Genomic DNA, 16,645 nt, shown 5'->3' on the forward strand with positions numbered 1-16,645 from the left:
ATTAGTTATTTAACCTCACATCAGAAGTTATTTGGCTTGGTCAAATCCACCCGAAAACGACATCGAGTTCTCGATGCTCTTACACAGCAGGTTTGGGGCGATCGCTCCTTAAGTTGACACCAATGGGTTATCCCGCCCATCATCGGGTTATTCTACCCATCACCAGGTTATCCCGCCCATCATCAGTTATCAGTAGACAATAGAAAAAGATCAACCCTCAACTTTAATTAATCTATGACTAACAAAACAGCACCTAAAAAAACTCGGAAATCAGCCTTAATTGATGAGTTTATTAGTTTAGCAATTGTTAATTTGTATTTAGCGTTATCCTTTAGTGTTTTAATCACTTTGAATTCTCTGGCGTTATTAAAACATGGGATTGACGCTTTTAACTATGGGGTTGCGATTATTGGAGCTTTAATTATCGGAAAAGTGATTGTTTTATCTGAAAAACTGCCCCTGGTAGAACGCTATGGAGATAAACCTCTGATTATTTCAGTGGGTTATAAGTCAATTTTATTTACAATTATTGTTTTACTTTTTAATATTGCAGAACATTTTATTGTCGGTTTGTTTCAAAAAGAATCTATCGCTGAAAATTTAATAGGATTGAAAAATCATTTTTTTCAAATCGATATCATTTATCAAATTTTCTGCTTGTTTCTGGTTTTTATTCCTTTTTTTATAACACGAGAATTAGATGAAATTTTAGGGAAAGGTAAATTATTTAATTTATTTTTTAAAAGCCGAACTTTAAACCTAAATCAAAAAATAACTCCGTAAAAATACGGAGTTATACTGTATCTAAATTCAGTAAAAATACAATGGAAATCAAAAAAAAATCACGCCATTATAGAAGAGTCTTGTTTCTTTTGATCCTTCGATGTTAAGCGACATTTTTACAACGTCCCTTCCTAAAAGATACAATGAATTTATACCTCTAACTACATCTCAATGGTCTATGGCCCTAACACTTGCTTGGTTAGATAATTTAGAAGCTGCCATTATTCCAAATCCCCTACAAGCCGCACCCGATACTCCCTTAGACGAGGTAATCGGATTAATTATCAACTCCAGAGGAAGTTGTTATCTGCATTCATCAGAATCTAACCCCTTGGAAACGGCAAAACAAGAAGGCCGAGGGAGTTGTGTTATTATTGTAGAGAATAATCAACCCATTGGCATTGTAACAGAACGAAATATTATTCAATGGGTTGCCAAGGAAAAACATACAGAAAAGATTAAAGTCAAGCAGGTGATGAGTCAACCTGTTGTCACCCTTCAATATGAAGAAAAACAGGATATTTTTGCAGCTATCAATCTATTTAAAGAGCATTCGATTCGTCATTTACCCATCGTTAATCAAGGAAATCTGATTGGATTAATTACCTATGATACGATTCGGGGATGTTTACAACCAGAGGATTTATTGCGGTTCAGAACTATTTCTGAAGTGATGAATCATCAGGTAATTTTTGCAACGGCTCAAACGTCTTTATTAAAAATAGCACAACTGATGGCAAATCATCACATTAGTTGTGTGGTAATTGTGACTCAAGATGATCCAAAATATCCCATAGGAATTATTACAGAACGAGATTTAGTTCAATTTCAAAGGTTGGGGTTAGATTTAAATCATACCCTAGCCGTAGCGGCTATGAGTTCCCCTATTTTAACACTAAATCCTGATAATAATTTATCGGTTGCTCATCAAATGATGGAATTCTATCGGGTAGGTCGTTTAATCATTACGGGAAACCAGGGAGAATTATTAGGACTAATAACACGCACTAATATTTTACAGATATTAGAGCCTTTAGAAGTTTATAATGTTATTGAATTATTAGAAACACAGGTTAAACAGTTACAACATGAAAAAATACAACTGTTAGAAACTCAGAATTTAAACCTCCAACAAACAGTACAAGAACAGACGAAAAAACTCTATTATCGAGAACAGGAATTTCAACTCATAGTTGAAACGGCTCCCGATATTATTTTTAGAATTGATTTAGATTTAAAATATCTCTATTTTAATCATGCTGTTGAAAAATTGGTAGGAGTTACGGCTCAAGATTTAATCGGTAAATATCCAGAAGAAATTGGGATTGATCAAGACGTAATCAATATTTGGAAAAACTGTCTTCAAAAGGCAATTGAAACGAAACAAGAACAAACAGTTGACTATCCCTATCCGACTATCAACAGTTCTATTTGGTATCAAACTCGACTGGTTCCAGAATATTCCCCCGATGGTACTTTAATTTCTTTTTTAGGAATTGCTAGGGATATTACGCTGCAAAAACAGGCAGAAAAAAAACTGTATCAACAACTCGAACTCGAAAAAATATTATACAAAGTAACGATTAATATTCGTCAGTCTTTATCTTTAAAGGAAATTCTAAACACAACGGTGACGGAAATTAGACAACTCTTAGACTGTGATCGAGTTTTAGTGTATAAATTCGATGCTGAATTTAATGGTCAAATTGTTGCAGAATCTGTTACTGTTCAAGGAAATAGTATTCTGGGAATTTATTTAGAAGATACTTGTTTTAAAATGGGCGGTGCTGAACATTATTTGCAAGGAAAAAAAACTGCTATTAATAATGTTGAAACCGCAGATATTTTACCTTGTTATTACAAGTTACTATCTGATTTTAATGTAAAAGCTAATTTAGTCGTTCCCATTGTCATTAACGATCCTGCCTCTGCTCATCAGTTATGGGGATTATTAATTGCTCATCACTGTACTGCACCCCGTCAGTGGAGTTCGGATGAGTTACACTTATTAGATCAACTGGCTGTTTCTATTTCTATTGCCATTCAACAGTCTCAACTTTATCAACAAATTCAACATGAGTTAAAAGAACGCTGTAAAGCAGAAGATGCTTTAATCAAATTGAATAGCGAATTAGAGCGAAGAGTGCGAGAACGAACCATCGTCTTAAGCCAAACGAATCAACAACTTTTAACTGAAATTCAAGAACATCGTCGCACCGAAAAAAAATTACATCGTCAAAATATTAAGGTTGAATTATTTACGGATATTACTCTGAATATTCGTAAATCTTTACAACTCGAAAAAATATTGCAAACCACTGTAACCGAAATTCGTCATATTTTAGATTGTGATCGCGTTTTAATCTATCGAATTTTCCCGAAAGGAAAACAACAAATTATTACAGAATCAGTTATTAATCCAGAATTATCGCTTCTGAATCACATTTTCAATGAAAACATTTTTTCTAATTCTTGTATACAGTTTTATGAACCCAAAAAAGTTAAAGCGATTGATAATATCGAAGATGCTTATCCTTTAGATAAGCTAGAAACTTTATGTATGAGAGAGTTAATGCAGCAATTACAGGTTAAATCTAAATTAATTGTTCCGATTTTCCAAAACGGTATACTTTGGGGCTTAATGGTGGCGCATCAATGTTATCAACTCCATCAGTGGACAGAATTTGAAATTGAGATTATGCAGCAAATTTCCGAGCAAGTAGGAATTGCGATCGCCCAAGCTCAATTATTAATGGATTTAAGAGAAAGTCAAGAACAGTTAAAGGATTTATTTGAAAATGCCAATGATTTAATTCAACTCATTTCTCCTGAAGATGGACGTTTGATTTATGTAAACCGAGCTTGGAAAGAAACCTTAAAATATAGCGATGAAGAGATTAAAAAGTTATCCATTTTTGATGTACTTGATCACGATCATAGTGTTATCTGTGATCAAGTGTTTGAACAGTTGAGAACCGGACAGCTAATTAAATATGATTGTATTGAAACAAAATATATTAGCAAAACCGGAGAAACTGTAATTTTAGAAGGCAGTGCGAACTGTCGTTTTGAAGAGGGGAAACCAATAGTTATTCGAGCTTTCTTGCGGGATGTTACGGCTAAGAAACAAGCCGAGAACAAACTCAAAACTGTCCTGCAAGAATTAACCTATCATAAAATCGCCCTTGATGAAATGGCTATTGTAGCTATAGCAGATCGCAATGGGGTGATTAACTATTTTAATTATAAATTTTCTCAGACTTATCAATATTCATACGAAGAAGCAGTGGGGCAAACCTTTAGTTTAATTAATTCAGATTATCATCCTCGGAGCTTCTTTAAACAGCTTTGGTCTATCATTAGTCAAGGAAAAGTATGGCGAGGAGAAATTAGAAATCAAGCCAAAAATGGAGATTACTATTGGGTTGATACCACCATTGTTCCGTTTGTAGATGATCAAGGTAAACCCTTCCAATATTTATCGATTATGTTAGATATAACCGAACGGAAATTGGCAGAAAAAGCTTTACAAATCAGTGAGGAACGTTGGCAATTAGCTGTTCATGGAAGTAAAGATGGAATTTGGGATTGGAATGTCCCAACGAATGAAGTTTTCTTTTCCCCTCGGTGGAAAGAAATGCGCGGGTTTGATGAAGATGAAATTAGTCATGACTTAGAAGAATGGATATCTCGAATTCATCCCCATGATGCTGAGAGGGTTTGGCAAGGAATTCAGGATCACTTTCAAAGAAAAACGCCATTTTTTATGGCTGAATATCGGGTAAAATGTAAAGATAATTCCTATAAATGGATTTTAGATCGGGGTCAAGCACTCTGGGATGAAAACGGTCAAGTGATTCGCATGGCAGGTTCTGAAAGTGATATTAGCGATCGCAAATTAGCAGAAGCCAAACTCTTAGAATTAAATCAACTCCAACAAGCCATTTTAGATGGGACAAATTACGCGATTATTTCTACAGATAGGAATGGAATCATTCAAGTTTGGAACCAAGGATCAGAGAATTTATTGGGTTATCAAGCTGAAGAAATGATTGGTAAAACAACTCCTGCGATGATTCATGATCCTCAAGAAATATTAGAACGTTCCTATAGTTTATCTTTAGAATTAGGAACTCAACTTGAACCGGGTTTTGAAGTTCTTGTTGCGAAAGCCCGTCTGGGACAGATTGAAGAACGAGAATGGCTCATGGTTCATAAAAATGGCTCAAAATTTCCGGTTTTACTCTCGGTTTGTTCCTTGCGAGATCCGATGGGAAATATTACTGGATTCTTAGGAATTGCTCAAGATTTAACGGAACGAAAACGCAGTGCTGCCGAAATAAAAGTGGCGGAAGAACGGTTTCACTTAGCGATTCAAGCCGCACAAGATGGCTTTTGGGATTGGGATTTTATCACGAATGAGGTTTATTTTTCTCCCCGTTGGAAAGAGATGATTGGCTATAATAATGATGAATTCCCGAATACTCTGTCCTCCTGGGACAAAGTTATTTTTGAAGAGGATAGAATTGCTGCCATTAAATTAATTGAAGACTATAACAAAGGTCGAGTAGATCGATTTCAGATCATTCAACGTTTTTATCATAAAAATGGTTCCATCGTCTATATTTTATCGAGAGCCATTCATCTAAAAGATGACCAAGGAAATGTGATCCGCATGGTGGGTGCTCATACAGATATTACAGAACTTCAAAAAGCTCAAGAAGTTTTAAAACAACAGTTAGCCGCCATTGAAGCCGCCATTGATGGCATTGCCATTTTAAAAGATGGGCATTACATTTATGTGAATAAAGCTCATGTTGAAATGTTTGGGTATAGCCATCCAGAAGAATTACTAGGGAACAGTTGGGAAGGTTTGTATAAACCGGAACAAATTCGTTATTTTGAACAGCATACTTTCCCGGCTTTATTTCAACAACGTCATTGGCAAGGACAAACGACAGCTAAACGGAAAGATGGAAGTACCTTTGCTGAAGAAGTCTCACTGACTGTAACCGATGATGATTTATTAATTTGTGTCTGTCGAGATGTAACTGAACGCTTAAAAGTGGAAGAAAAAATTAAAGCTTCACTGTTAGAAAAAGAAGTGTTATTACGAGAAATTCATCATCGCGTTAAAAATAATCTCTATGTGATTTCTAATTTATTAGATTTACAAGCGGATACCTTAGAAGAGGAAGAACAACGAAATTTATTTGCAGATAGTCAAAATCGGATTCAAACCATGGCATTAATTCACGAACAACTTTATCAATCTGATAATTTATCCCAGGTGAATTTTGCGAATTATATTCAAAATTTAGTAGAAAAATTAAGTTCTTCTTATCAACCGAAAGACTGTAAAATCAATATTAGTCTGGATTTTGAACCCCTAACTCTAAATTTAGAAACGGCGATTCCCTGTGGATTATTAATTAATGAGTTAGTGACAAATGCCTTTAAATATGCTTTTCCTGACTCAACAACTGGAGAAATTGAAATTAAACTCAAGGTGGATTCTGAACAACAAATTTATCTAAAAATAAGTGATAATGGCATCGGTATTCCAGAAGATGTAGATTGGCAAGATAGCCCTTCTTTGGGATTAAGATTAGTTAATATTTTAGCCGATCAATTAGAGGCAACCCTTGAATTAGATTGTACCCAAGGTACAAGTTTTACGTTGATTTTTCAAGAACAAAGCTATAATTAAAAAATAATATTAGCTTAATGTTCAATTAACATTCAGAGGATTTTGATCAACAGATGACAGCCACGATTTTAATTGTTGAAGACGAGTTAATTGCCGCTGAAAGTATTGCCCGGAGTTTAAGAAAACAAGGGTATACAGTTATTGCCCGAATTAATTCAGGAGAAAAAGCGTTAGAACAGGTATCAAAAAATTGCCCGGATTTAATTTTAATGGATATCCACCTACGAGGAGAATTAGATGGGGTAGAAACTGCAAAACGCATTCGAGAACAACACCAAATTCCCATCGTTTATATTACTGCTTATTCTGATACCTCCACCATTGAACGCACAAAAGAAACCAATCCTTCGGGCTATTTAATTAAACCCTTTAAACCTCAAGATGTGATTAATGTTGTTGAACAAGTATTACAATCTAGTTGTTAGACTAGGAAAATAGTTTTACTTTTTCCAGGGAAGTTTGGTGCCCATTTCCGTTAAGGCTGAAAAAATTAAGTAGAGGGTTAGTACCGCAATTCCTAACAAAAACAATCCTAAATCTTGATTCATCATAATCCGTTTTTGTGATGGTGTAGAGACGTTGCATGCAACGTCTCTACACCGTATTATGTAACGTTTCTACACGGGGTTTAGGAAACATCTGTAGCAGAGATTTTAAAAGCTAAATCGCTGATTGTCTGTTCCCGGTTCCCGGTTCCCGGTTCCCTGTTCCCTACTCTTCAGAAAATTGACTTAACCGTTCTCGCAGAATTTCCGCTTGTTTTTCGGCTTCTGCTAAATTATTGCGAGTATTTTCAACTACTTCCGGTTCCGCACGGTTAACGAAATTCGGGTTATTCAAATTGCGTTGAAACCCTTGAATTTCCTTTTCAACTTTAGCCAATTTTTTCTGTAATTTGGTTTGAAAAGCGGCTACATCAACCACGCCAGCTAAAGGCATTAACACCTGCACGGTTCCCACAACTCCCGCAATAGTTTGACCTTCATTTCCGGTTAACTGTTCTGTAATGGTTAAGGTTTCAACTTTGCCTAATTCTTGAATATAGGTTTGCCCTTGTTTCAAGATATCCTGTTCTTTGTGGCTTTCCGTTTGTAGAATAGCATTAACTTTCACTTTCGGTTTAATATCCGCTTCCGCTCGTAAATTTCTAACAGTACGAATTGCCCCAATAATTAACTCAAAATCTGCTTCCAATTTCGGGTCAAGAATGGTAGTAATTTCCGAAGCAGAATCTTGAGAAACAGAGGAAAAACTGTTAGGAACTTGTAAGTTTAAATCAACAGGTTTGACAGGTTCTCCACTGCCGATAAATTCCGTTTTTAACTCTTGTAGAATTTTCCCCAGTTCTTCTCGTTGAGATGCCTTCAACAAATAACGATACACAAACCAACCAGAATATCCCATCCCAATCAATTCAAAAATATTGGGTAGTAACGGGATTTCATTAATAGCATTCAACGCCGCCACAAAACATTTAACTGTTAAAAAGGCAACGAAAAATAACCCTGTCAAAATTAACGGTTTTTGATATTGTTTAACGAAATCTCCTATTAGGTCAGGTAATTCTAATAGGGTACTCAAAACTTGACCGACAATTGAATCAGGATCTTTAACAAATTTGCCTAAGCGTTGCACTTCTAAAATATTTTCTTCTACAACAACCGGATAAGCTTGCAATGCTAAACAATCTTCTTCCCCAGTTTGCGTTAAACTATGCCAAATTTCCTCAGTAATATGGGGCATAAAGGGATGGAGAAGTTTTAAAATCCCTTCTAAGACATACGCTAAGGTTTGTTGAGCAACGTGACGAGATTCGGTATTTTCTCCTTGTAAACGAAGTTTGACTAATTCAATATACCAATCACAAAAATCTCCCCAAATAAACTCATAAATGCCTTTTGCTGCTTCACCAATGCCGTAATTTTCCATCTGGTTACGGGTTTGTTTAACGGTTTGGTTAAAACGAGACAAAATCCATTGATCACTCAGTTCTAACTGATTAATATTGGGTTCTCCTAACTGTTTCGGAGATTTCCCATCTAAGTTCATCATTACAAACCGAGACGCATTCCACAGTTTATTGGCAAAATTTCGAGACGCTTCAACGGAGGCTGATTCATCGGTTTCTCGATTATATTCTAAACGAATATCTTGCCCTGCACCAATCACTTCTTTCATTAACGTAAACCGCACAGCATCGGTTCCGTATTTATCAATCAATAATAACGGATCAATCCCGTTTCCGGCAGATTTTGACATTTTTTTGCCGTTTTCATCCCGAATTAACCCGTGAATATAAACGGTTTTAAAGGGCATTTTTCCGGTAAAATATCCCCCCATCATCGTCATCCGAGCAACCCAGAAAAAGATAATATCAAATCCCGTTGATAAGGTCGCGGTGGGATAATATTTGCTTAAATCTAAGGTTTGTTCCGGCCATCCTAACGTTGAAAACGGCCATAAACCGGACGAAAACCAAGTATCCAAAACATCAGGATCTTGTTCTAAAATTACGGTTTCTCCAAATTTTGCAATTGCTTTTTCTTGGGCTTCCGCTTCAGTTCTCGCTACAATAAACGGTGTTTCATCGGTAATTTTGCCATCGGTTTCACTAATGGCATACCAAGCTGGAATTTGATGACCCCACCACAATTGTCGAGAAATACACCAATCGTCTAATTTAACTAACCAATCTCGATAAACCTTCGTCCAGCGTTCAGGAACAAAAGCCGGAGAATCATGATCATCTAAACAATTTAAAGCTTTATCCGCCAAAGGTCTAATTTTAACAAACCATTGAGTTGATAATAGCGGTTCAACCGGAACTTTACCGCGATCGCTATAGGGAACCGTATGTTTATAATCTTCAACTTTAACTAAAAATCCCAAATCTTTGAGACGTTGAACCACATTTTTTCGCGCCACAAATCGATCCTGTCCCTGGAATGGCCCTGCATTTTCATTCAGAGATCCATCCTGATTCATAATATTAATCATCGGGAGTTTATGGCGATGACCCATTTGAAAATCATTCGGATCATGGGCGGGAGTCACTTTCACACAACCCGTACCAAAACTCGGATCAACAAATTCATCCGCAATAATCGGAATTTCCCGTTTCATAATCGGTAAAGTTAGGGTTTTTCCGATTAAAGCTTGATAACGAATATCATTGGGATTAACTGCAACCGCCGTATCCCCTAACATGGTTTCCGGTCGTGTTGTTGCTACTTCCACATAACCACTGCCATCGCTTAAAGGATAGCGAAAATGCCACAAATTGCCATTAATTTCTTTATTTTCTACTTCTAAATCCGATACGGCTGATTGACTCGCCGGACACCAATTGACTAAATATTTCCCTCGATAAATTAAGCCATCTTCATATAACTGAATAAACGCTTCTAAGACCGCTTTGGATAATCCTTCATCCAGGGTAAATCGTTCCCTTGTCCAATCACAAGAAACCCCCAACCGTCGCAACTGATTAACAATGGTTCCCCCCGATTTTTCCTTCCATTCCCAAGCTTGTTCTAAAAATTTTTCTCGTCCTAAATCATAGCGGGTTTTGCCTTCAGCTTTGAGTTGTCGTTCTAAAATTGTTTGGACTGCAATACTGGCATGATCCATCCCCGGCAAATACAAAGCGTTGTCACCCTTCATGCGATGATAGCGAATCAAGGCATCAATCAGGGAGTTATTAAAGGCATGACCCATGTGCAGACTTCCCGTCACGTTAGGCGGGGGAATCATAATGCAATAGGGTTCTCCCGGTTGGTTGGGGTCAGCTTTAAACACCTGATGAGCTTCCCAATACTGTTGCCATTTGGCTTCGGTACTGAAGGGTTCGTATTTTGTGGCTTGGCTTGGGGTCGTTGCAGTCATGGGTTTCGACAAGATGGACAATTTTAGACAATCCCTTTTATTTTGCCACATTTCGGCTAGAGGACTGCTCCCTGATGCTAGAAACGCTGCACCGCTTGGGTTTGAGGAATTTCAAGTTTTTTTTGAAAAAGGGGTTGACATTCCGAGAAAAAGCGAGTAGATTAGTAAATTGTGAGGAGCAAGCAAACAATACAAAAACGGCTGCAACTCCTCAAAATCAGTGAAAGTTTACAAAGCTTTCCTGGTGCCTATGGCTCAGTGGAACCACTCCGATCCATCTCGAACTCGGCTGTGAAACGCTGACACGGCGAAGATACTTGGCGGGTAGCCGCCTGGAAAAATAGCTCGGTGCCAGGTTAATACTCAAAAATCCCCTTCCAGTGGTAAATCGGAGGGGGGTTTTTGTATTCACAGATTTTTATTATTTTTTTATACTCGGTTAATAACAGGTAAGCTACAAAGGTAAATATGGATGTGTTCATCCATGTAAATTGCTAGACTCATAGTTTCTACTTTACAGAGAGTTCTAATTAATTTGTATGAATAGATTTTGATACCCTGAACTTTTGTAGAGCAGCACCTGGGAAACCCGATTATAGGTTCCACAAGCGCATCTCTACAACAATTTAGGATTCTTGATTCAACCGTAATACCGCCATAAATGCCTCTTGAGGAACATCCACAGACCCCAAAGATTTCATCCGTTTTTTACCTTTGGCTTGCTTTTGTAAAAGTTTTTTCTTCCGGCTAATATCCCCCCCATAACATTTAGCTAACACATCTTTTCTTAACGCCGGAATATGTTCACTAGCGATAACTTTAGATCCAATTGTGGCTTGAATGGGAACTTTAAATTGATGACGGGGAATCAATTCTTTGAGTTTTTCCACCATAGCCCGCCCAACATGATAAGCTTTATCTCGGTGAACAATCATGGCTAAAGAATCAATCGCATCTTTATTAATCATAATATCGAGTTTAACTAAAGCATTTTCTCGATATCCAATCAGATGATATTCCATACTCGCATAGCCACGAGAACGAGATTTCATCTGATCAAAAAAGTCCGTTACCACTTCCGCTAAGGGCACTTCATAAACTAACGTGGTGCGTCCCTGAGCTAAATAACGCATATCTTTAAATTCACCCCGACGACCCTGGGCTAATTCCATTAAACTCCCCACATAAGCTTCTGGGGTAATCATCTCCACCCGCACATAAGGTTCTTCTATTTTTTCTCGGTGGTTGGGTTCAGGTAAATGACTAGGGTTATCCACCATAATCACTTCCCCTTTTTGGGTGGTAACTTGATAAACCACCGAAGGAGACGTTACAATTAAGTCTAAATCATATTCTCGTTCTAACCGTTCCTGCACAATTTCCATGTGCAATAATCCTAAAAATCCACACCGGAAACCAAACCCCATCGCACTTGAAGTTTCCGGTTCATAGGATAACGCCGCATCGTTTAATTTCAGCTTTTCTAAGGCTTCTTTTAAGTTCGGATATTCATCGGAATCTGTAGGGAATAATCCACAAAACACCATTGGTTTTGCTTCGGTATAACCGGGAAGGGCTTCTTCAGCTTGGCTATTGGCTAAAGTAATGGTATCCCCAACCCGTGCATCTTCAACAGCTTTAATGGCGGCGGAAAAATAGCCCACTTCTCCAGCGTGGAGTTCATCAACGGGAATTTGGGTCGGAGATAATACGCCAATTTCATCGATTTCATATTCTTTCCCTGATGCCATTAAGCGAACACGATCGCCTTTTTTCACCCGTCCATCCATCACCCGGAAATAAACAATCACGCCTCTATAACTATCATAATAACTATCAAAAATTAACGCTCTTAATTTCTGATTAACAGTATCTTGCGGAGGTGGAACTAAATGAACAATTGATTCTAAAATTTCATGAATTCCCACTCCTTCTTTAGCCGAAGCTAACACCGCCCCCGAACAATCTAAGCCAATAATTTCTTCAATTTCACTTTTAATTCGATCGGGTTCGGCTCCGGGTAAATCAATTTTATTTAAAACCGGGATAATTTCTAAGTTATTTTCTAACGCCAGATAAACATTCGCTAAGGTTTGGGCTTCTACCCCTTGGGACGCATCAACGACTAATAACGCCCCTTCACAAGCGGCTAAAGACCGAGACACTTCATAAGAAAAGTCAACGTGTCCGGGAGTGTCGATTAAATTTAACACATACTCTTCGCCGTCATCAGCTTTGTAGTTCATCCGGGCGGCTTGCAATTTTATCGTAATTCCCCGTTCTCGCTCTAAGTCCATGGAGTCGAGAAATTGTTCCTTCATTTCCCGCTTTTGAACCGCACCCGTCGCCTCCAACAGTCGATCTGCTAGGGTAGACTTGCCATGATCAATATGAGCAATAATAGAAAAGTTACGAATTCGAGAAACTGGAACGTTTGTCATAAAGTGATATTCAAAAGCATAATAGGGAGACTCCCGTTAAAGTAACGAGGGTCTGCTTCAAGTATTTTAACAAAAGAAACCCAGGGACACACCGATTTTTTTAAGGAAACAGAGGGGATTAGGGCTGTTTTTCTAATTCCGACTTCATCCGTTCTAGGGTAAGGTGCATTTGTTCAAACATTTGGTCGGGGGTAATCCCAAACTGGCCAAGTTGGGTGCGTAACTGTTCAACGGTCATCTGGGCCATAAAATCTTCGGACAGTTCAAACCGCTTCATAAAAATGCGGTAACGATCCATAATCCCTTCCATCTGCTCAATATAGAGTTTTTTGCCTTCGCGATCAAACTTGCCATAGTCACTTCCAAGCTTGATCATGGATTGATAATCTTCAAATAGCTGTTTAGCTTCTTGTTGAACGATGTCTGAATCAAAGAATCCCATAGTTTCTCGAATTTTTTTAGGTATAGGGTTTGAGTTTAAGAGAATTAGATAGATTTTTTCATATTTTAACCCCTGGGGAGTGGGTTACTCACACTGTTACAAGTCGCAATTTCCGTACTTCGGATTAAATAGGGAACAGGGAACGGGGAACAGGGAACAGTGGGAGCGGGGGAAGAAAATAATGGGTTTGTTACTGGGTACTGTATGATGGACTGATAGCTCCTTATTTTTCCAGTTGATTGTGGATATGTTCTAAATATAATTTAGCGACTCGATCAATGGGATTTAGGGTTAAACAGGTTTCAAATGCCTTAATGGCTTCCTGATGCTTTTGGAGAGTATGCAGAGAAACCGCTTCTTCAAATATAACTTTAGTGGCTAATTTACCCTCCTTAATTATAGGTGAATCAGCATCAAACACTTCAAAAACAGACACCTTTTCCGATTTGCCTTTAACATTAATCCGACCCATTAACCGAATCGCATAAAGGCTGGGATTTTGTAAGGCTTTTAAGGTATGTTCAGAAATTAATAAAGGAACACCAAAATATTTAGTTACCCCTTCAATCCGAGAGGCTAAATTCACAGCATCACTAATCACCGTACTGTCCATCCGATTTTCTCCCCCCACCGTTCCTAACATCAGAATTCCAGTATTAATTCCAATCCCAATCGAAACTTTAGGGCGGTGAGGTTGTCCTCTTTTAGAATTATATTCATCTAGTGCCTTTAACATAGTAATTCCCGCTTGAATAGCATCATCTGCACCGCCATTAAATAAAGCCATAATCGCATCGCCAATATATTTATCAATAAACCCTTGATGTTGAGTAATCGCAGGTTCCATCCGCGAAAGATAGGAATTAATGAATTGAAAATTATCTTCCGGGGTCATCTTTTCACTGATGCTGGTAAAGTCCCGAATATCAGAAAACAAAATCGACATTTCATGTTGTACACCTTCCCCTAACTTCACTTCTGCAATACTGTTATAACCCAGGAGCGATAAAAATTCTTGAGGCACAAAACGAGTGGCTGCTTCTGTTAATTCTAATTGCGTTTGCATGGCAATTTCTAAATTACTATTAACTTCAAATAGTTCTTCAATAAACTGTTGACGTTCAACCTCAGCTTTTTTTCGTTGGGTAATATCAGCAATAAATCCTTGATAATAAAGTAAATTACCTTCACCATCAAAAACAGGTTTAGCACTGGCAGAAATCCAAATTTTATGCTGATCAGCCCGATAAATTTGGAATTCAAAATTAGAAATTGTTTCCTGTTGCTGCATTAAATGAATAAATTCTATATGACGTTCTGGTTGCACATATAACGGATAATTAGAATCCTTTAAAATTTCCATCAAAGATTGAGGAGAGTCATACCCATAAATCCGAGCCATTGAGGGATTAACATTAATATAGGAATGTTGAGGACTATATTGAAAAATCCCTTCTAACGCATTTTCATAAATACTTCGATAGTTTTCCTCTGCAATTCGCAAAGCTTCTTCGGCTTGACGACGTTCTGTAATATCAATTCCTACCGTAACAATAGCACCTCCCTGTTGATATTTTTGTACTACAATTAAATAATAATGTCGTTGCTCATTATAGATAATCGGTAAAATTTGAGACGCTGACTGTTCTGGACTAGCGAGAAACTGACGCAGGAATTTAACATAGTCTGAACTATTTTGAAAAAATCCAATTTCTCGACCAATAATTTCTTCAGGTTGCAAGCTTAAACGATCCGCTAAATCTCGATTGACCCCCAAATAAATTCCTTCAGAACTCATCCAAGAAATTGAACCCGGTACAGCATTTAATACCGCTTCTAACTGTTCCTTAGCCGCCGATAAAGCTTCTTTTGCTTGTTGCAAATCGGCATTTTTAGCTTCTAATTTAGCAAAGGATTCTTGCAGTTGATAGGTCATCGTATTAAACGAACTCGCTAAAATTTCCAGTTCCGTGATTCCTTTGGCTTTAATATGTTGATCTAATTCCCCTTGAGCAATAGCTTTCGAGGCGCTACTTAATTTTAAAATCGGTTCTGAAATCCAACGAGAGGTGATCATTCCAGCTAAAATAGCGATCGCTAATGCCACGAAACATAACAAAATCGTCAAGCGATTATTGGCATTAATTTCATCCATAAAATCCCTTTCTGGAATCACAACCACAATTAACCAATCTAATCCCCGACCATCTTTAAAGGGTAAAACTTGAACAAATTGACGTTCCCCTTGAAGGGTAAATTCGGTTTGTAAAGATTGTTCTAGGGTGGCAAAACTCCCATATTGATGTAGCAGTTGTCGGGTTGCGCCTCGAATTAAAGGATTTTGACTGTCTATGGCGGGAAGGAGTTTCGCCTGTTTTCCTTCCCCGACGCTCAGGGGTTCATTGGTAGAACTCGATAATAACTGACCCGTACGATCGCTGACAAATGCAATTCCCGATTTTCCTATCGGTAAACTGGATAGGAATTTACGGAAATCATCAGGAAGTAGCACATCCGTCGCACAAACCCCTAGAAGATCTCCAGTCGTCGGATCATAAATCGGTTGACTGGCGGTAACCGTGGGTAATCCTGTTGAGAAGGCTAAATAGATATCAGTCCAGACGGGACTTCCTGTTTGTTGAGCTTTTTGATACCAAGGGCGTTGGCGGGGGTCATAAATCGTGCCACTATCGCGCTTTAAGGTCGTTGGTCGTCCTTCAGTATCAATATTGTAGAGGTATAAATGCTGTCCTGTCCAGGGGTTTGCTGTCCACAAACCAATAGAATTATCATCCAAAATTCGCACCGCCCCTAAAAATTCTCCTTGAGAAGTACCACAATAAATCCCATAGAGGAAGGGAGATATTTTTAATTGATCTAATAGGGGGAAGACAGTTTCGACGTTAGCAACATTCAATTCCCCTCGCAGAAACGCCCGACTATTCAGTTGATTTAATCGATAGGGGTTCTCAAAATAGCTTTTGAGTTCCTGTTGAATTCGGGCACTGAGTTCGCTCCGCAGTTGAGACGCTAGGGTATTGACTGCTTTTTGAGCATTTCTAAAAGAAAGATACCCAACTAATCCAACCGCCGCAACAATTTGAACGACAAAGGTAACGACTAGAGTTGTTCGCAAACGCACTTTAGGTAATTTTTGGGGAACAGTACGGGGTGCTGACACAGTAAATCTCATGATTCTGATCGGTTAGAGCAGTGGATGGAAGATGATGACTTTATTCTGAATCCTGGGTCTTTCCACAGGCATTTTTGGTATAGCACCCCCAAGCTGAAGGCATCATAACTCATAATAAACCGTCTGCAAGAGAGCAAGTGTTTATAAAATCACGCTTCCTCTCCCCATCTGTCCCAGAGGGAATTTTTCTA

General features: G+C 38.0%; 7 protein-coding genes and 1 rRNA gene. 4 read left to right on the plus strand and 4 right to left on the minus strand.

Annotated elements, in window-relative coordinates; translation table 11 throughout:
* Positions 1 to 234: 234 nt before the first annotated feature.
* From IQ236_RS17930 to IQ236_RS17940, 3 genes are all read left to right on the plus strand, one after another.
* Positions 235 to 783 carry a hypothetical protein gene (locus IQ236_RS17930; protein ID WP_193870560.1) on the plus strand — a complete coding sequence of 183 codons (549 nt, stop codon included), beginning with the start codon at positions 235 to 237 and terminating at the stop codon, positions 781 to 783.
* 178 nt (positions 784 to 961) lie between these two features.
* The gene (locus tag IQ236_RS17935; RefSeq protein WP_193870561.1) at positions 962 to 6,493 is read left to right on the plus strand and encodes a PAS domain S-box protein; all 5,532 of its coding nucleotides are present in this window, start codon (positions 962 to 964) and stop codon (positions 6,491 to 6,493) included.
* A gap of 53 nt (positions 6,494 to 6,546) precedes the next feature.
* Entirely contained in the window at positions 6,547 to 6,918 is a 372-nt protein-coding gene (locus IQ236_RS17940) for a response regulator (protein WP_193870562.1), read from the plus strand.
* Between the two features lie 286 nt (positions 6,919 to 7,204).
* Here the strand turns inward: IQ236_RS17940 and IQ236_RS17945 are convergent, their stop codons facing one another.
* Positions 7,205 to 10,378 (minus strand): valine--tRNA ligase, encoded by a 3,174-nt coding sequence (locus IQ236_RS17945; RefSeq protein WP_193870563.1) that lies wholly within the window; start codon positions 10,376 to 10,378, stop codon positions 7,205 to 7,207.
* A gap of 240 nt (positions 10,379 to 10,618) precedes the next feature.
* On the opposite strand from IQ236_RS17945, the gene rrf reads away from it, so the two are divergent.
* Positions 10,619 to 10,735 (plus strand): 5S ribosomal RNA (rrf, locus tag IQ236_RS17950).
* A 269-nt stretch (positions 10,736 to 11,004) separates the two neighbouring features.
* On the opposite strand, the gene lepA is transcribed toward rrf, so the two are convergent.
* The 3 genes from lepA to IQ236_RS17965 form a co-directional block, all read right to left on the minus strand.
* A complete protein-coding gene (gene lepA / locus IQ236_RS17955; RefSeq protein ID WP_193870564.1) occupies positions 11,005 to 12,819 on the minus strand; it encodes a translation elongation factor 4 in 1,815 nt (604 codons plus the stop codon).
* A 118-nt stretch (positions 12,820 to 12,937) separates the two neighbouring features.
* Complete coding sequence (locus IQ236_RS17960) at positions 12,938 to 13,261, minus strand: DUF1825 family protein (protein WP_072719847.1); 324 nt, start codon at positions 13,259 to 13,261, stop codon at positions 12,938 to 12,940.
* A 223-nt stretch (positions 13,262 to 13,484) separates the two neighbouring features.
* On the minus strand, positions 13,485 to 16,442 hold the full coding sequence (locus IQ236_RS17965; RefSeq protein ID WP_193870565.1) for a PAS domain S-box protein: 2,958 nt from the start codon (positions 16,440 to 16,442) through the stop codon (positions 13,485 to 13,487).
* Positions 16,443 to 16,645: the final 203 nt, after the last annotated feature.

The sequence above is a fragment of the Planktothrix mougeotii LEGE 06226 genome (assembly GCF_015207485.1).
GTDB lineage: Bacteria > Cyanobacteriota > Cyanobacteriia > Cyanobacteriales > Microcoleaceae > Planktothrix.